Origin of the sequence: Streptosporangium sandarakinum (genome assembly GCF_050942225.1) — a bacterium.
Classification (GTDB): domain Bacteria; phylum Actinomycetota; class Actinomycetes; order Streptosporangiales; family Streptosporangiaceae; genus Streptosporangium; species Streptosporangium nondiastaticum.
Genome location: NZ_CP192034.1, coordinates 5,970,135 through 5,987,041 on the forward strand (window position 1 = coordinate 5,970,135; position 16,907 = coordinate 5,987,041).

Annotated in this window: 20 protein-coding genes; 16 read left to right on the forward strand and 4 right to left on the reverse strand. The window is 73.9% G+C overall.

Annotated features, from left to right (window positions below):
* Positions 1-271: 271 nt before the first annotated feature.
* Together ACQP10_RS27595 and ACQP10_RS27600 are read left to right on the forward strand one after the other, a co-directional pair.
* A complete protein-coding gene (locus tag ACQP10_RS27595; protein WP_346023071.1) occupies positions 272-895 on the forward strand; it encodes a copper resistance CopC family protein in 624 nt (207 codons plus the stop codon).
* A 190-nt stretch (positions 896-1,085) separates the two neighbouring features.
* The gene (locus tag ACQP10_RS27600) at positions 1,086-2,039 is read left to right on the forward strand and encodes a copper resistance D family protein (RefSeq protein WP_433540010.1); all 954 of its coding nucleotides are present in this window, start codon (positions 1,086-1,088) and stop codon (positions 2,037-2,039) included.
* On the opposite strand, the gene ACQP10_RS27605 is transcribed toward ACQP10_RS27600, so the two are convergent.
* From ACQP10_RS27605 to ACQP10_RS27615, 3 genes are all read right to left on the reverse strand, one after another.
* A complete protein-coding gene (locus ACQP10_RS27605; protein WP_179826837.1) occupies positions 1,997-3,154 on the reverse strand; it encodes a hypothetical protein in 1,158 nt (385 codons plus the stop codon). The two genes, ACQP10_RS27600 and ACQP10_RS27605, sit on opposite strands and share 43 nt — an antisense overlap.
* Positions 3,155-3,353: 199 nt before the next feature.
* Positions 3,354-3,671, reverse strand: coding sequence for a hypothetical protein (locus ACQP10_RS27610; RefSeq protein ID WP_433540011.1), 318 nt, complete (start codon positions 3,669-3,671; stop codon positions 3,354-3,356).
* A 231-nt stretch (positions 3,672-3,902) separates the two neighbouring features.
* Positions 3,903-4,376, reverse strand: a complete 474-nt coding sequence (locus ACQP10_RS27615; protein WP_346023074.1) for an RrF2 family transcriptional regulator — start codon at positions 4,374-4,376, stop codon at positions 3,903-3,905.
* 85 nt (positions 4,377-4,461) lie between these two features.
* Here ACQP10_RS27615 and ACQP10_RS27620 point away from each other — a divergent pair, with 85 nt between their 5' ends.
* From ACQP10_RS27620 to ACQP10_RS27680, 13 genes are all read left to right on the forward strand, one after another.
* Positions 4,462-5,214 carry an SDR family oxidoreductase gene (locus ACQP10_RS27620; RefSeq protein ID WP_399499422.1) on the forward strand — a complete coding sequence of 251 codons (753 nt, stop codon included), beginning with the start codon at positions 4,462-4,464 and terminating at the stop codon, positions 5,212-5,214.
* A gap of 133 nt (positions 5,215-5,347) precedes the next feature.
* Positions 5,348-8,053 (forward strand): CocE/NonD family hydrolase, encoded by a 2,706-nt coding sequence (locus tag ACQP10_RS27625; RefSeq protein WP_433540012.1) that lies wholly within the window; start codon positions 5,348-5,350, stop codon positions 8,051-8,053.
* A 14-nt stretch (positions 8,054-8,067) separates the two neighbouring features.
* Positions 8,068-8,988: an ABC transporter permease gene (locus ACQP10_RS27630; RefSeq protein ID WP_433540013.1), complete on the forward strand. Its 921-nt coding sequence runs from the start codon at positions 8,068-8,070 to the stop codon at positions 8,986-8,988.
* 350 nt (positions 8,989-9,338) lie between these two features.
* Positions 9,339-10,046, forward strand: coding sequence for a hypothetical protein (locus tag ACQP10_RS27635; RefSeq protein ID WP_355642452.1), 708 nt, complete (start codon positions 9,339-9,341; stop codon positions 10,044-10,046).
* Between the two features lie 6 nt (positions 10,047-10,052).
* Complete coding sequence (locus ACQP10_RS27640; protein WP_433540014.1) at positions 10,053-11,198, forward strand: SRPBCC family protein; 1,146 nt, start codon at positions 10,053-10,055, stop codon at positions 11,196-11,198.
* 154 nt (positions 11,199-11,352) lie between these two features.
* Positions 11,353-11,769: a gas vesicle protein GvpJ gene (gene gvpJ / locus ACQP10_RS27645; RefSeq protein ID WP_346023080.1), complete on the forward strand. Its 417-nt coding sequence runs from the start codon at positions 11,353-11,355 to the stop codon at positions 11,767-11,769.
* Position 11,770: 1 nt separating this feature from the next.
* Positions 11,771-12,745: a GvpL/GvpF family gas vesicle protein gene (locus ACQP10_RS27650; RefSeq protein ID WP_433540015.1), complete on the forward strand. Its 975-nt coding sequence runs from the start codon at positions 11,771-11,773 to the stop codon at positions 12,743-12,745.
* Positions 12,746-12,749: 4 nt separating this feature from the next.
* Entirely contained in the window at positions 12,750-13,025 is a 276-nt protein-coding gene (locus ACQP10_RS27655; RefSeq protein WP_189245461.1) for a gas vesicle protein GvpG, read from the forward strand.
* Positions 13,026-13,030: 5 nt separating this feature from the next.
* Positions 13,031-13,477: a gas vesicle protein GvpO gene (gene gvpO / locus ACQP10_RS27660; RefSeq protein ID WP_346023082.1), complete on the forward strand. Its 447-nt coding sequence runs from the start codon at positions 13,031-13,033 to the stop codon at positions 13,475-13,477.
* Positions 13,478-13,490: 13 nt separating this feature from the next.
* Entirely contained in the window at positions 13,491-13,982 is a 492-nt protein-coding gene (locus tag ACQP10_RS27665) for a gas vesicle protein (protein WP_179826818.1), read from the forward strand.
* 26 nt (positions 13,983-14,008) lie between these two features.
* Positions 14,009-14,803, forward strand: a complete 795-nt coding sequence (locus ACQP10_RS27670) for a GvpL/GvpF family gas vesicle protein (RefSeq protein WP_346023083.1) — start codon at positions 14,009-14,011, stop codon at positions 14,801-14,803.
* On the forward strand, positions 14,800-15,054 hold the full coding sequence (locus ACQP10_RS27675) for a gas vesicle protein (protein ID WP_399499426.1): 255 nt from the start codon (positions 14,800-14,802) through the stop codon (positions 15,052-15,054). The genes ACQP10_RS27670 and ACQP10_RS27675 overlap by 4 nt, the downstream gene beginning before the upstream one ends.
* A 181-nt stretch (positions 15,055-15,235) precedes the next feature.
* A complete protein-coding gene (locus ACQP10_RS27680) occupies positions 15,236-15,571 on the forward strand; it encodes a gas vesicle protein K (protein ID WP_346023085.1) in 336 nt (111 codons plus the stop codon).
* 155 nt (positions 15,572-15,726) lie between these two features.
* Here the strand turns inward: ACQP10_RS27680 and ACQP10_RS27685 are convergent, their stop codons facing one another.
* Complete coding sequence (locus ACQP10_RS27685) at positions 15,727-15,894, reverse strand: hypothetical protein (protein WP_179826812.1); 168 nt, start codon at positions 15,892-15,894, stop codon at positions 15,727-15,729.
* 194 nt (positions 15,895-16,088) lie between these two features.
* On the opposite strand from ACQP10_RS27685, the gene ACQP10_RS27690 reads away from it, so the two are divergent.
* Positions 16,089-16,904, forward strand: a complete 816-nt coding sequence (locus tag ACQP10_RS27690; protein ID WP_433540016.1) for an alpha/beta fold hydrolase — start codon at positions 16,089-16,091, stop codon at positions 16,902-16,904.
* Positions 16,905-16,907: the final 3 nt, after the last annotated feature.

Below are 16,907 nucleotides of genomic sequence, written 5' to 3' on the forward strand. Positions count from 1 at the left end.
AGGATCGAAAGACCGCCGCCGTGCCGGTGACGCTCACGTCACCGGCACGGCAGCGGTCGTTCGGCGGGTGGTCTCCTCCGTTCGGCGCAGCAGGCCGGCCCGCCCGGCGCCCTGCTCGTACACGCTGAAGCCGTCGTCCTTGGCCGTGGACATCGGCGCGGACTCGAGCAGCGGCCCCTTCCGACGGTCGCGGGCCGCTCGGTTCACCGGGCGGGGGCCGGTGATGGGACCATGTCGGGGTCATGCAGAACCCAACGGAAGGTCACGACCGGTGAGGCGGCTACTCACGGTCCTGCTGCTCGCATGCGCCGCGCTGCTCGGCGTGGTCGCCCCCGCGCAGGCCCACAACATCCTGATCGGCAGCGATCCGAAGGACGGCGCCCGGCTCTCCGCCGGGCCCGAGCGGATCACACTGACGTTCGACCAGCCTGCACGACAGGGCTTCGCGCAGATCAGCGTGACCGGGCCCGACGGGTCCCGCTGGGAGGACGGCGCGACGACCGTGAACGGCCCGAAGGTCGGCGTGGCCCTCAAGCCGCTGGGCCCGGCCGGTGAGTACGCCGTGGGCTATCGCGTCCTGTCCTCCGACGGCCACCCGATATCCGGGAAGATCACCTTCACCCTGACCGCCGCCGGGCCGGACGCCGCAGCCTCACCACAGGCGGTCTCCTCCGCGTCCCCCGGCTCCCCCGGGTCCGCGGATTCCGGCGCCTCCCCCGCGTCCCAGGACTCCGCCACGCTCGGCTCGCCCGAGCTGAGCGCCCAGGCCGCCGAGGCCGCGCAGAACGGCGGCGCCGGGATGGCGGTGCTGTGGATCGCCGCGGCGCTCGTCCTGCTGGGCGGGGCCACCGTGGTGGCGATGCGCCGTGCCGGCGGGCGGGAGGGACAGCGATGACCGCGTCATCGGAGACCGCGGGAACCGCGACTGCCTCCGGCGCCGGGAGGCCCGAAGAGGCCGGCACGGCCCGGAGGCCGGAGAACGCCGGGGAGACCGGGCGGGCCGTGGAGACCCCGGAGACCGGGGGCGCGCCCCGCGGGCGCGCACGGCCCGGCGGCTGGTCACCGGCGGGTTCGCGTCGGGAGCCGTGCTCGCCGTGCTGGCCGCGACGGCGCTGACCGCCGAGGAGGCCGTACCCGGCATCCCGCTGCCCGGACCGCTGGTGGAGTACGGCCTGCCGGTGCTGCGGGTGCTGCTGGACCTGGCGGCCGTGGCGGTGGTCGGGCTGAGCGTGCTGCCCCGGCTGCTCGGCTTCGACGACGAGGAGCGGACCGAGCCGGTGCTGCGCCGCGCCCGGCCGGCCGCGGTGACGTTCGCCTGGGCGTGGGCGGTGCTGGCGCTGGCCGTCATCGTCTTCCAGACCGCCGAGCTCAACCCGGGGACCGTCCCCACCCCGCAGATGATCGCCGAGTACGTCAACGACGTCGGCGCGGGCCAGGGGATGCTGTTCAGCGCCGCCTGCGCGCTCGCCTACGCCGGGATCGGGCTGCTGGCCGTACGGTTCGGCGAGAAGGTCCCCGCCGAACTGCGGATCGTGATCGCCTTCTTCGGATTGCTGCCGATCCCGGTCACCGGCCACGCCGTCGACTCGGTCTGGCACGACCCCATCATGATCTCGATGGAGCTGCACGTGATGGGGTCGGCCGCGTGGACCGGCGGGCTGATCGCCGTCATCGCGCTGGTCGCCGCCGACCGCGAGCTGCTGGCCCGGACCCTGCCGAAGTTCTCCAGGCTGGCCACCCTGGCGCTGGTCCTGGTGACCGTCTCCGGCCTGGTGAACGGCCTGGCCTCGATGGCGCTGACCCGCGGCGTCGAGCTGCCGGACGCGATTCTCACCAGCGACTACGGCCTGCTGGTGGTGGCCAAGACGGTGTGCGTGGCGCTGCTGATCCCGTTCGCCGCCCACATCAGGTTCCGTCTGCTGCCGCGGGTCGCCGCGCGGCAGCGTACGGCGGTCGTCGCCTGGGCGGCGGCCGAGATCACCGTGATGGGCCTGGCCTACGGCGCCGCGGTGGCGCTGACCACGGCCTCCATGTCCTGAGCCTTCGGCCGGCGGCGCCGCGTGAACCACTCGGCGCCCAGCCACAGGGCGGCGAGCAGGACGCCGCCGGCCAGCATGGTCGTCGGCGGCACCAGGGGCGGGGAGGTGAACAGCGCGTTCTGCACCCGCAGCGCCTGGTCGAGCACGACGGTGACGCCGAGCGCGCCGACCACCGCCCGGACCACGGGGATGGGGATGAGGAACGCCAGGTCGACGGCGACCGCCCCGGCGATCAGGAAGACCGGCACCGCCGAGTGGGGGAAGCCGGCGACCGCGAGCAGCGGCCAGATCAGGGTGCGGTAGGCGACGTAGGCGGCGGCCACCGAGGTCGCGGCGAACATCCGGCCGATCATCGCGCGGGCGACGATGAGCACGATCATGGCGGCGCCCGCCGCGTAGAGCGGGTACACCGCGTCGGGCACGGGCAGCGTGAAGTTGGCCATCATCACCCGGTCCACCGGCCGGCCCATCTGGTCGGCGGCGAACTGCAGCAGGATGGGCTCGGCCTCCGGCTTGCCGCGGTCCCAGGCGGCCAGGCCGAACACGCCGTACTCCTGGTGCTGCGCCGGGAACCAGACGTTCTCGAAGAGGAAGACGAACAGCGCGCCGAGGACGGCCGTCCGGGCCCGCCCGGCGGGGGCTCCCATGAACCAGCCGCGGATCACCCCGCAGATCATGAAGAGCGTGCCGATGTAGAGCAGCATGTGCGACGGGCTCCACGAGGTGATGTCGAGCCCGTTGACGCGGTGGTTGATCAGGTCGAGGGGCACCGCGAGCAGGAAGACGCCGGTGCCCCAGCCGATGAGGCGCTGGGCCAGGCGGTCCACGCCGTAACCGGTGTAGAGGTGGACGACCGTCAGCGCGAGGGCGACGGCCGTGCCGACGCTGTTCAGCAGGTGCGGCGGCGCCAGGTCGTCGCGGAGCCACTTGAAGTGCCAGGAGACGTCCCAGGAAGCGCCGAGGACCTTGAAGGCGAACGCCACCAGCCACCCGGTGTACAGGACCCTGAACAGGTCTTCCGGGGTCTCGCGACCCGCCGGCCCCCGGGTCCACAGGGGCAGCGCCCACTCCACGACCGGAGTGGCTCTTCGTTTGAGGCTCTGGACTGACTTCACGCGTCGAAATGATGCCCGTGCCCGGCCTGGCTCCGCAATCGGGGACATCCCTTAGCTTGTCGCTTAACGTCCGGTCTTCGCATTCGCCCTGGCCGGCGTTGACAGTGATCGATCGCGTATAGAGGGCTGTGGCGGTGAGGCCATGCCGATCCGGGAGACGGTCGGCGGCCGCCGACCCATCGTCGACGTGGCCTACCGATCAGCGTGGGCGGCTGAGGGCGGCCTCGGCCAGATCCGTCCACTTCTCGACCGAGGAGTGGGGCACGACCACCCAGTCCTTCACCACCCTGCCCCGCCCCGAGGGGTCGAACAGAGACGCCCCGGGCAGCTTGAGCGCGGCCGCGTGCTCGGGAGTGTCCCTGACCAGCCGGAACACCATCGCGCCATCGCGCTGCAGGCTCGCGAACACCTTCCCCGCCTGATCTTTGAGCGCGGGACTCCCCATCATCCTGGAGGTCCGCACACCCAGGTCGGCCAGCTCGGCGCCGACCTGCTTGAAATCCTCTTCCGCGCTCATCGTCAGTCGGCCCCGAACTCCATGGTGACGTGGTCGAGCGACTCGTCGCGGCCGGGGCTCTTCCCGCGCGACGTGATCGCCTCGGCACCGCCTTCCGGCGGCACGGCGATCAAACTAGCCGTCCCGGCAAGAACGATCAAGACCGGATGCGGGGCGCCGGACGGCCCCTCGATCGGGCCGCGCGGCGGGAACCGGCGGCCGGGCAGGACAGAGAAGGGCTCGGCGGGCGCGCTACGGTGCCCCGGTCAGGCGCAGACGGGTGCGGGACGGAGCCGACGGCGGCAGCGCGGCGACGATGTCGGCGAGCGAGGTCGCGGCGAGGCTGCGCCGCCAGGCCCGGTGGGCTTCGGCCATCTTCTCGGCGAGGATGCAGGGGGTCCGGCATTCTTCGGCGGGCAGTGCCCCCCGTCCCTGCTGACGGATCTCGCGGCACTCGTACGGCGAGGACGCGCCGTCGACCGCCTCGACGAGCTGCAGAAGCGTGATCTCGGAAGTGGGCCGGGCCAGCCGGAACCCACCGCGCGGGCCGGTCGTCGCGGCCAGCACGCCGGCCTTGACCAGCGCCTGCAGTTGCTTGGCGAGATAGGGCGCGGGCAGGTCGAAGTACTGGGCGAGCTGTGCCGCCGACGCGGTGTCCCCTGGCTTGAGCTGCGCCAGCGACGCGGCGCAGTGCAACAGCCATTCCGTGCTCACGGGCAGCTTCATGCCCCCGATCCTATCGGAGACATTGCGGATCTATTTAGTCCGAGATAATATCCGGCGGCAGCGGATAGACAGAGGAGAGATCACCATGCCGATCGTGCGAGTCGCCGTCGCCGGAGCGACCGGGAACATCGGGGCCCTCACCGCCACCGCCCTGGAACGGGCCGGGCACCACGTCATACGCGTCAGCCGTTCACTCGGTGTGGACCTGACCACCGGTGACGGCCTCGACGCCGCACTGACCGGCGTCGAGGCCGTCGTGGACGCCACGAACTGCACGGCGACCGACCGGGACGAGGCGGTGGCGTACTTCGGCGCCACCACCCGGAACCTGCTCGCCGCCGGGGAGCGGGCCGGCGTCCGCCACCACGTGCTGCTCTCGATCGCCGGCGTCGACCGCGTCGAGGGCAACGCGCACTACGCCGGCAAGCGCGAGCAGGAACGCCTCGTGGCCGAGGGCCCGGTGCCGTGGACGATCGTTCCGGCCACCCAGTTCCACGACTTCGCCGCGATGGTGACGAGCTGGACCGAGCGGGACGGCGCCGCCACCGTCGCGCCGCTGCTCATCCAGCCCATCGCGCCCGAGGACGTGGCGGACATCCTCGCCGAGATCGCCGTGGGCGCGCCTCAGGGGCGCCACCCCGAGATCGCCGGCCCCGGGCCGCAGGACCTGGTGGACATGGCCCGGCGCACCAACGACGCGCGCGGCCGCGTGGTCGAACTCGTGCCGACGTGGTCGTCGCTGTTCGGCCCGGAGATGGCCGGTGAGGTACTGCTGCCCCGCGCGGGCGCCCGCATCGCGCCGACCACCTTCGACGAGTGGCTCGCGAAGCAGCGATAGCCACCGGGCGACAGCCGCCCCGCCGCGTCGCCTTTCACCGCGATCGCGGCGGGTGGTACCGCTCCGGGCCTCCCGCGGAACTTCCCGGACGGCGTCTCAGCGGGCTCTCAGCGGGCGTCGGTAAGCTCGCGGGATGCAACGAAGGACGGTCACCTGGATCGCGGCGGCGGTCGTGCTGGTCATCGGTACCGCCGCCTGGCTGCTGTGGCCGTCCGCGCCGCCGGTACGGGCCCAGGACCGGTGGATCACCGTGACCGACGGTCCCCGAGACGACCAGCGGGTCAGGCTCGACACCAGCTTCTTCCCGCCCGCGGGCGGCGGCCGGGCGCCCGCGGTGCTGCTGGCCCACGGTTTCGGCGGCAGCAAGCAGAGCGTCCGGGAGGAGGCGGCGCGGCTGGCCGGGGAGGGCTACGCCGTACTGACGTGGTCGGCCCGCGGCTTCGGCCGCTCCGGCGGGCAGATCGCGCTCAACTCCCCCGACTACGAGGTCAAGGACGTACGGCAGCTCGTCGACTGGCTGGCGCGGCAGCCGCAGGTCCTGCTCGACGCCGCGGGCGACCCGCGCGTCGGCGTCGCGGGCGGGTCCTACGGCGGGGCGATCGCCCTGATGTCCGCCGCCCACGACCCCCGGATCGACGCGATCGTCCCGCAGATCACCTGGTACGACCTGGCCGACGCGCTGTTCCCGGACGCGGGCGGCGGCGGGCCGGAGAACGGCGTGTTCAAGCGGATGTGGGCCGGGCTGTTCTTCAGCCGGAGCGGCCCGGAGCCGCGGTCGGGACCGGGCGGCCCCGGCCTCACGGGCGGCGCGGGCGACCCCGGCGGCCCCGCCGCTTCCGGGGACTCCGGCGACACGGCCGGTTCCGACGGTCCGAACGGTTCCGGCGGTTCCGGTGACCCCTCCGGGACGGCCCCCGCCGTCCCGGCCACCGCGCAGGACGTCCGGTGCGGCCGGTTCCTGCCGGAGATCTGCGACATGTACCAGCGGGTCGCCGAGAGCGGCCGGGCCACGCCGGAGGCGGTCGGCATCCTGCGCCGCTCCAGCCCGGTCTCCGTCCCCGGGAGGATCAAGGTCCCGACGCTGCTGCTCCAGGGGCTGAGCGACTCGCTGTTCCCGCTCGGCCACGCCGACGCCAACGCCAGGGCCATCGCCGCGACGGGCGCGCCGGTCGGCGTCGCCTGGTTCGACGGCGGCCACGACGGCGGCGACGGCGAGGCCGACTGGCTGCACGAGCGGACCCTCGGCTGGTTCGACCGCCACCTGAAGCGGACACCCGGCGCGGGCGATCCCGGCGCCGCGTTCACCGTCACCCGCGACGGCGGCCGCGACCCGGGCACCCGGCGCCCGGTGCAGCTGCACGCCACCGCCGCCCGCTACCCCGGCCTGTCCGGTTCCGAAAGCGCCACGGTGCCGCTGCGCGGCGCGGAGCAGCCGGTGGCCAACCCGCCGGGCGGCTCCCCCGCCTCGATCTCCACCATCCCCGGGTTCGGCGGGCTCGCCGGGCTCGCGGGCGGCGCGGGCGGACTGGGCGGATTAGGCGTGTCGGCCGACATGCCCGGTCAGAGCGCCGTCTTCGACTCCGCTCCGCTCACCGCCCCGCTCCAGGTCACCGGCTCGGCCACCGTGAAGGTGCGGGTCCGCCCGGCACCCGGCGCGGAAGGGGGGAAGATCTCCTCCGCCCCGGCGGCCGGGGACGAGGTGACGCTGTTCGCCAAGCTGTACGACGTCGCGGACGGGCAGGCGCCGGTGCTGCCCGAGGGGCTCGCCGCCCCCGTCCGGATCACCGTCCCGGCGGGCGGCGCCGGAGAGGCCACGGTGCGCCTGCCGGCCGTCGACCACCGCTTCGACGCCGGACACCGGCTGCGCGTCGCGTTCACCACCACCGACCTCGGCTACAGCACCCCGGCCGAGCCGGCCGTGCACGTCGTCGGGCTGGCCTCGCCGTCGGTGACGGTGCCGACCGTCACGGCCCTGCGGACCCCCGCGACGGGCCCCGCCTGGTGGACCTGGGCGCTGCCGCTGGCCTCCCTCGTCGTCGCGGCGGTCCTGGTCCTCACGGGCCGGCGGCGCGGCGCCGCCGACCACGACCCGGCCCTGAGCGACGTCCCGCTGCGGATCAGCGGCCTGACCAAGGCGTACGGCAACGGCGAGCGGGCCGTGGACGACCTGTCCTTCACCGTCGGGCAGGGCCAGGTGCTCGGCCTGCTCGGTCCCAACGGCGCGGGCAAGACCACCACCCTGCGGATGCTGATGGGCCTGATCCGCCCGGACGGCGGCGAGATCCGGATCTTCGGCCACCGGGTGACGCCCGGCGCGCCGGTGCTGTCCCGGCTGGGTTCCTTCGTCGAGGGCCCGGGGTTCCTGCCGCACCTGACCGGCCGGGCCAACCTGGAGCTGTACTGGCGGGCCACCGGGCGTCCCGCCGAGGACGCCCGCTTCGCCGAGGCCCTGGAGATCGCCGGGCTCGGCGGCGCGCTGGACCGGGCGGTGCGCACCTACTCCCAGGGCATGCGCCAGCGCCTGGCCATCGCCCAGGCCATGCTCGGCCTGCCCGACCTGCTGGTCCTGGACGAGCCCACCAACGGCCTCGACCCGCCCCAGATCCGCGAGATGCGAGAGGTCCTGATCGCCTACGCGGCGCGGGGCCGTACGGTCATCGTCTCCAGCCACCTGCTGGCCGAGGTGGAGCAGACCTGCAGCCACGTGGTGGTCATGCGGCGCGGGCGGCTCATCACGGCCGGGACGGTCGGCGACCTGCTGGCCGGGCGCGCCCCGGCCGGCGGCGCGGGCGCCCGCCTGGAGGACGTGTTCCTGGACCTGATCGGGGAGAAGGCATGACCCGGGGAGAGACCGTGAACGGCTCTGCACCCGCCGCGGCGGAACCGCCCGGCGCGGACGGCTCCACCGCCGCACCGCCGCCCGGCGCGGACGGCTCCGCCCGCGGGTACGCGGCCCGGCGCACGCTGCCGCTGGCGGTGGAGGCCGTCCGCCAGCTCAGGCGGCGCCGCACGATGGTCGTGTTCGGCCTGCTGCTGGCGCTGCCGTGGGTCCTGGTGGTGGCGTTCGAGCTCGGCGCCGGGACCGGGCGGCGGGGCGCGGCGACGCGCGTCTCCGACCTGGCGACCGAGGGCGGGCTGAACTTCGCGGCGTTCACACTGTCGGTGTCGGCGAGCTTCCTGCTGGCCGTCGCGGTGGCGCTGTTCTGCGGTGACACCGTGGCCGGGGAGGCGAACTGGTCCTCGCTGCGCTACCTGCTTGCCGCCCCCGTCCCGCGTGACCGGCTGCTGCGCCAGAAGGCGATCGTGGCGATGGGTTACTCGACGGCGGCGGTGGTCTGCCTGCCGGCGATGGCGCTGCTGGCCGGGACCCTCGCCTTCGGCTGGCACGACGTGCGGGTGCCCGGTACCGGCGAGACCGTCGCGGCGGCGGACGTGCTGCCCCGGTTCGCGGTCGTGGTCGGCTACGTGCTGGTCAGCCAGCTCGTGGTGGCGGCGCTGGCCTTCCTGCTGTCGATCTCGACGGACTCGCCGCTCGGCGCGGTCGGCGGGGCCGTCGGCCTGGTGATCGTGAGCACCATCCTGCAGGCGGTGGAGGCGCTCGGGACGCTCCGGGAGTTCCTGCCGACGTTCTGGAGCACGGCGTGGATGGACGCGCTGGCCCCGCAGCCCGACTACGGCGGCATGGTCAAGGGGGTGGCCGTCTCGGTCTCCTACTCGGTGATCCTGGTCGCCGTCGCCTTCCGCAGGTTCCGCCGGAGGGACATCGTCTCCTAGCCGAGCCTGGTCAGGTCGGAGCGGGTGCGGCGTGTCCGGATGAGGCGCGGCGGCTCGTCGAGGCGGTCGACCTGTTCACCGGCATCTACCGCGACGGCCTCGAAGCCCTGCACGACGCGCTGGCGGGCTGAGCCCCCGGGCCCGGACGACGGCCCCGGCCCCGCTTTTCTATTGTCACTTCTGTCCGTTTTCTACCTACATGTGTTCCAGTGCCGTTTTCACGGGTATGCAACCGCTAATTCGGGAGCCGCAGGCTTCCGGCACTTTCAACGCGGCAGGCGACCGCCCCGGCGGCGTCTTCCCTCGCATCCGGCCGGCGGAGCCTTCGGACGGGCGGATCCCATGACGGAGTGATCGACTGGGGAGTGGCGATCATGAAGTGCGGACTGCAGGTGGCCCTCGGTGTCGCCGCGGGTTACTTTCTCGGACGGCATCACAAGTTGCGCGCCGCGCTCGCGCTGGCGGCGGCGGGCGCGACCGGCAAGCTCGGAAAGCTGGGCGGCAAGGAAGGCGCCGGCGGCGACCTGCTCCAGCAGGGCATGAAGCTGCTCACCTCCTCCCCCGAGCTGGAGAAGATCACCAACGCCGTCCGCGGCGAACTGCTCGAGGTGGGCAAGGCCGCGGCCCGGGCGGCGGCCAGCAGGCAGATCGACACCCTGACCTCGAAGCTCCACGACCGCGCGGAGTCACTCAGGACCAAGGCGCAGGGCGCCGAGGAGGAACCCGAGGAAGAAGAGGAAGAGGAGGAGCGCCCCAGGCGCCGCGCCGCCCGAGGCAGGGGCAGGACCGCCCGGGAGGAACCCGAGGCCGAGGAGGAGGAGTACGAGGAGGAAGAGGAACCCGAGGAGGAGGAAGAAGAAGAGCCTCCCCCGCGCCGCGCCGCGGGCAGGGGCAGGCAGGCCGGCAGGACGCGCGCCGCTCGGGAGGAGCCCGAGGAAGAGGAGGAAGAGGAGGAGGAAGAGGAGGAACCGCCGCGAGCCAGGGGAGGCAGGCGCCGCGCCGTACAGCGCGAGACGACGCCGGCCCGTGAGCGGCCGGTCCGCAGGGCGCGGGGGTGACGTCCCATGGCCGAAACCTCCAGGGGCGGCGGACTGGTCCGCGAGGTCGAGCGGGCACTGCCCGTCGACCAGCTCACCGACGAACTCCGCAACCTCGCCGAGGCCCTCGGTGACCGGGTCCTTTCCTCGGTCACCGACAAGGTCGACGACCTGACCGGCCGGCTGACCGACTACCTGCAGAACAGCGACTCCGGTCTGCTCGGGCTCGCAGGCTCCGTCATCGGTTCCAAGCATCCAGTGGCCTCCGGGCTGAAAGGGGTCGTCAAGATGGCGGGAGGCGGTCTGCTCAAGAAGATCACCGGTGGTAAGGGCGGCGGCGGCAAGGGCAAGAAGCTCAAGGTCACCAACATCGTCGAGTCCATCGACGTCGGTGCCCCGCGACGGCTCGTCTACGACCAGTGGACCCAGTTCGGGGGCTTTCCCAGCTTCATGAAGAAGGTGGAGAACGTCGACCAGGAGTCCGACGAGAAGAACCAGTGGCGGGCGCAGATCTTCCTCTCTCACCGCACCTGGAAGTCGACGATCATCGAGCAGGTGCCGGACCAGCGGATCGTCTGGCGGTCCGAGGGCCCGAAGGGCTACCCCAACGGCTCCGTGACCTTCCACGAGGTCACCCCCGACATGACCCGGGTCCTGCTGGTGGTCGAGTACTACCCCAAGGGGCTCTTCGAATACACCGGCAACCTCTGGCGGGCCCAGGGCCGGCGGGTGCGCCTGGAGCTCAAGCACTTCAGGCGGCACGTCATGCTGCAGACCGTCCTCAACCCCGACGACCTGGAGGGCTGGCGCGGCGAGATCCGCGACGGCGAGGTCGTCAAGGACCAGGAGACCGCGCTGCGCGAGGAGGAAGAGGAGCGCGAGCGCGAGGAGGCCGGCGGCGAGGAGGAGCCCGAGGAGCGGGAGGCCGCCGAAGGCGCCGAGGAGGAGGAAGAGGAGCCCGAGGAGGAAGAGGGCGAGGAGGAAGAAGAGGAGCCCGAGGGGGGAGAGGAAGAGGAGGAGGAACCGCGGGCCGCGGGTGGACGGCGCCGCGTCGCGCCGCGCCGCGAACAGGCCGCGCGAGGCCGCCGGGCCGAACCGGAGCCGGAAGAGGAGGAGGAAGAGGAGCCTCCCGCCCGCCGGCCCCGCCGTAGGGCCGCCGCCCGGAACGCCTGACCGGGAAACCCGGGACGCCCGGCCCGGAAACCCGGGACGTCCGACCCGGAAGGCCGGGGCGCCTGATCGGGGAGGACCGGGACGCCTGACCCGGAGGCGCCGGAACGCGTGGCTCGGGGGACACGGAGCGAACACGGAATCGGAGGAGGACCGAATGACCATCGTGCAACCTTCGGCGGGTGGAGGCGGAGGAGGTGGCCGCGGAGGATCCTCGTCGGGCCTGGCAGACGTCATCGACACGATCCTCGACAAGGGCCTCGTGATCGACGCCTTCGTCAGGGTCTCGCTCGTCGGCATCGAGATCCTCACGATCGACGCGCGCATCGTCATCGCCAGCGTCGACACCTACCTCCGCTTCGCGGAGGCCACCAACCGGCTGGACCTGGCGGAGACCGGCGGCAAGGGGCTGCCGGAGGTCCTGGAGGGCACCACGCAGGGCATCAGCAGATCGAAGACCAAGGGGATCGCCCAGGGAGCCATCGAGGCCGCCGGGGAGAAGCTGCGTGACTTCGTCTCCGAGGCCGAGCATGAGCGCAGGCCGGCGTCCCGCCGCCGGAGGGAGGAGTACTGACATGCCGGGCAGCACCGGAAAGACGGCGACCACCGGATCGGGGCAGACGGCGCGGGAGCCCGCGCGGAGGACGACCGGCAGGACGGCCGGCGAGGCCGACGGGAAGACGACCGCGAAGCCGGCCCGCAAGACCAGCGGCAAGACGGCCGGCAAGACCAGCGGCAAGACGGCCGGCGAGACGAGCGGCAAGGCCGCGCCCTCCCGGTCCGGCGGGGCCGCCCGGCGCGGGCGCACCGGCTACGCCTACGTCTACGGCATCGTCCCGGCGGACGTCGAGACCGAGCCGGGCACGCTCGGCGTGGCCGACGGGGAGGTCACGCTGGTACGGCACGGCGAGATCGCGGCGCTGGTCAGCGACATCGTCCTGGACCGCCCGCTCGGCAGGCCCGACGACCTGCTGGCCCACGAGCAACTGCTGGACGCGACCGCCGCCGAGGTGCCCGTGCTGCCGTTCCGCTTCGGGGCGGTGATGACCGGACCCAAGGAGGTGGTGAAGGAACTGCTGGCCCCGCACCACGACGAGTTCCTCGCCGCGCTGGAGGAGCTCGAAGGGCGCGCCGAGTACGTCATCAAGGGCCGCTACGTCGAATCGGTGATCATCAGGGAGGTCCTCGACGAGATCCCCGAGGCCGGACGGCTGCGCGAGGAGGTCCGCGGGCAGCCGGAGGAGGCGACCTGGGACGCGCGGATCCGGCTCGGGCAGATGATCGGCGAGGCGGTGGCGGCCAAGCGCGACGCCGACACCCAGGAGCTCGTCGAAGCCGTCGCGCCGCTGTGCGTCGCGGTCTCGGTGCGGGAGCCGACCCACGAGCAGGACGCCGCGCACGTGGCCGTCCTGGTGGACGAGGAGCGGCAGGACGAGTTCGACGAGGCGCTGGACGACCTGGGCGACCGCTGGGCCGGCCGGATCGACCTGCGGCTGCTCGGCCCGCTGGCGCCGTACGACTTCGTGGCGGCGCCACGACCGGAGGAGTGACACGGTGGACCTGCTGTTCGACCTGACCGTCGGCCTGCCGCTGCTACCGCTCCGCGCGCTCGTCAAGATCGCCGAGGTGATCCAGGACCAGGCCGAGATGGAACTGCACCATCCGGCCGCGGTCCGGCGGCAACTGGAGGATCTGGAGGAGGCCAGACGCTCCGGGGAGATCTCCGAGGAGGAGGAGAGACAGGCCATGACGGAGATCCTTGAGCGGATGGTGACCCAGCCCGACCTGCCCCGCGGCGCGCCCGCGCCGTACGACGGGGAAGAGGAGTGATCGGCGTGCCCACCAGGCGGAGAGCCCGCGCCGGGGACGACAGGGCCGGCGCCTCCGAAGACTACGAGGACGAGCCACTGGAGGAGCGCGGCGGGGGCGGTGCCGCCGAGGACGACCTGGCCGAGGACGAGGAGGAGTTCGAGGAGGAGCGCGACGAGCCGGCGGACGGGTCCCGGCGCGCCCGGCGGCGGTCGCGCGCCCTGACCGCGGCCACCGCCGGCCGTGCCGGGCTGGAGCAGATCGGCGACCTGACCGGGCGGGAGCCGGAGGGCGTCACGTTCGTGCAGCCGGACCAGGACGGCTGGAAGGTCGGGATCGAGGTCGTCGAGGACCGCCGCGTCCCCTCCTCCGGCGACGTCCTGGCGCTCTACGAGATCCAGCTCGACGCGGACGGAGATCTCCTCTCCTACCGCAGGACGCGGCGTTACAAGCGCGGCAGGGGCGACGAGTAGCGGAGGTGGCGAAGTGACCGATCCGACGCGGTACGGCTCCGCCTCCCCCGCCTACGGGGGCAGGCCGCCCGCCCGGCGCGAGTCCACCACCAACCTCGGCGACATCCTGGAGCGGGTGCTCGACCGGGGCGTGGTGATCGTCGGTGACATCCGGGTGAACCTGCTGGACATCGAGCTGCTGACGATCAAGCTGCGGTTGCTGATCGCCTCGGTGGACACCGCCAGGGAGCTGGGCATCGACTGGTGGGAGCACGACCCGTGGCTCAGCAGGCCCGACCACGACCTCTCCGAGGAGAACCGCCGCCTGCGCAGGCGGCTCGCCGAGGCGGAGAACGACCTCGAATACCGGGACTACCCGCGTGACCTCCGCGAGGGCCGCGAGCGGCGGGAGGAGTTCGAGGAGCGCCGGCGCCGCCAGGAGCTGGGCGACGCTCCGGAGGAGCGCCGCTCCCTCCGGGGTTCGGGCCGGACCGGCGGCGGGCGCCCACGCGAGGCCGGGGAGTGAAGGGGAGCAAAACGAAGGAGTGAGATATGCCGGACACCGGCACGTATGTCTATGCGATCACCCGGGACAAGGACGCCCCCGGCTCCGCGGGCCTGACCGGCGTGGCCGGCACGCCCGTGCGGACGGTGGCGGACGCCGGCCTGGTCGCGTACGTGAGCACCGTGCCGCTGGACCGGTTCGGCGAGGAGCCGCTGCGGCGCTCCCTGGAGGACCTCGACTGGGTGAGCGAGATGGCCCGTGCCCACCACCGCGTCGTGGAGGCGGTGGCCGGGACGGCCCCGACGGCGCCGGTCCGGCTCGTGACCGTCTACGGCGGCGACGAGCAGGTCCGCGAGCTGCTGCGGGACCGGCGGAAGGACTTCACCGCGCTGCTGTCGCAGGTCGCCGGGCGCAGCGAGTGGGGGGTGAAGGCGTACGCGCGGCGCGAGACCGCCCCGCCGCCCGGAGAGGAGGCCGCCGGGGCCGCCGGATCCGACAGCCCGGGTATCGCCTACCTGAAGCGCCGCAGGGCGAGCCTGCGCGGCCGGGAGGACGCGTGGCGGGTCGCGGCCGACCAGGCCGAGCACGTCCACACCGCGCTGGCGGCCGTCTCCGTCGCGAACAGGCGGCACCGGGCCCAGGACCCGAGCCTGTCCGGCCGCGAGGAGGCGATGGTGCTCAACGGCGCCTACCTCGTCGACGACGACCGCGGCGGCGAGTTCGCCGCCGTCGTCGACTCGCTGCGGGGGCAGGGGGCCGACATCGAGCTGACCGGCCCCTGGGCGCCCTACTCGTTCACCGCCCTCGACCTCGGCGCGGTGGACGCCGGAGGCGTGCGATGACCCACGAGGGGCCGCGGGGCGCGGCGCTGGCCGCGGAGGGGCGCCTGCCCCCGGAGCGCGTGGCGCTCGTGGACCTGCTGGACCGGCTGCTGGCGGGCGGCGTCACCGTCAACGGCGACGTCGTGCTGTCCATCGCCGACATCGACCTGGTGCAGATCTCCCTGCGCCTGCTGATCATGTCCGTCCGCGAGTCCGAGCCCGCCGGACAGGGGATCCGGCACGGACGGGAGACCTGGCATGGACCGCCGTGAGCCGCCCGGGAGGCGCCCCGGGGACCGCCCGTACGGCACGACGCCACCCGACGGCGAGGCCGCGGAGTCCGCGCGCGGGTTCGTGCGGGATCCGCCGGACGGCGAGGCCGCGGAGCCCACGCGCGGGTTCGTAAGGAAGCCTCCGGACGAGCCGGGGGCCGCGGAGCCCACACGTGGCCTCGTGGGAGATCTGCCGGACGAGCCGGAGGCCGTGGGTCCCGCGCCGGGCGGGGGACGCTCGGCCCCCCGCCGCATCAGGACCGACCCCGAGCACGTCGAGCGTGACCTGAGCTGCCTCGTGCTCACCGTCGTCGAGCTGGTGCGCCAGCTCGTGGAACGGCAGTGCGTGCGGCGGATGGACCACGGCGACCTGGCCGACGAGCAGGTCGAGGCGCTCGGGCTGACGCTGATGCGGCTGGACGAGGCGATGGACGACCTGTGCGACCGCTTCGGCCTGGAGCGGTCGGACCTCAACCTCGACCTCGGGCCGCTGGGCACCCTGCTCCCCCGCGACTGACGGGCCCGCGGGGAGGACGGGGCAGAGCCGGGCAGGGCCGGGAGGCGGGCCCGCGGGGAGAGCCGGGCAGGGCCGGGTGCGACCACGGGGAGTCGGGCCCGCGCCGCCGCGGCCGGGCCGGACCCGCCGTGTCCGCCGTCGGTCCGTGTCCGCCGTCAGCCCCAGTGGGGCGGGCGCTCCTCCAGCAGGCGGGCGTCGTCGTCGGACCGCCGCCAGTCGCCCCAGCCGACGTCGGTGTCGTCGGAGGTCTGGTCGGGCAGGATGGGCGGGCCGTCATCGGACAGGTCGACGGGCCGCAGGTCGTCGGGCTCGTACGTGCTCACCCGTCCATGCTAGTCAGAAACGGCCCCGTTTCGGCGTGAGCCTCCGGGGGAGTGAGGGGGCGAGCCGCCGCCCGGCGGTCTCCTCCCCCACCCGAAGGGCACCGCATGGGACAGCGCGCGCCGTACGACAGGGGCGGGCTCGCGGCCGGCGCCGGCTCCGCTCCCCCGGTCCCGGTCCCGCCGGAGGCGTCCGCGTGAGGCGGCGCGAGTCGTCCGGCTGGGACGGGCGGGAGGTCACCGCCGTCGCGGGGATCCCCATGTACGCCGCGGTGCTCGGCCCCGCGTCCGCGCCCGAGGTGGTGTGCGTCCACGGCCTGGGCTGCTCCCACCGCTACTTCCTTCCGCTGGCCCGCCACCTGGCCCCGGCGTCGCGGGTGGTCGCGGTGGACCTGCCGGGGTTCGGCCGGACCCCGGGGCCGCGCGAGCCGCTGGACATCCGCGGCCTGTCCCTGGCGCTGGCCGGGTGGCTGCGCGCCACCGGGCGCGGCGGTGCGCCGCTGGTGGCCAACTCCGTCGGCTGCCAGGTGGTCGTCGACCTGGCGGCGCACTCCCCCGAGTTGGCCGGGCCGATGGCGCTGATCGGCCCCACCATGGACGCCGGCGCGCGGTCGGCCTGGCGGCAGGGGGTACGGCTGGCCGCGAACACGGTCCTGGAGCGGCCCCTCCTCATGCCGGTGCTGGCGCGCGACTACCTCGTCTGCGGCCCGCGCCGCTACTTCGCCACGCTCGCCGCCGCCCTCGCCGACCCGGTCGAGGACAAGCTGGGTCTCGTGCGCGTCCCGGCGGTGGTGGTGCGCGGGGCACGGGACCTCATCGCGTCCCGGTCCTGGGCGCGGCGGGTCGCCGCCCTGCTGCCCCGCGGCGAGCTGGCCGAGGTCCCGGGGGCCGCGCACACGCTGAACTACAGCGCGCCCGCCGGGGTGGTCCGGGCCCTGCGCTCCTCGGCGCTCGCCGGGGTGATCCCCGCGGCCGGCGCGTCACCGGTCACCGATCCCGGGGTCCGGCGGTAGGCG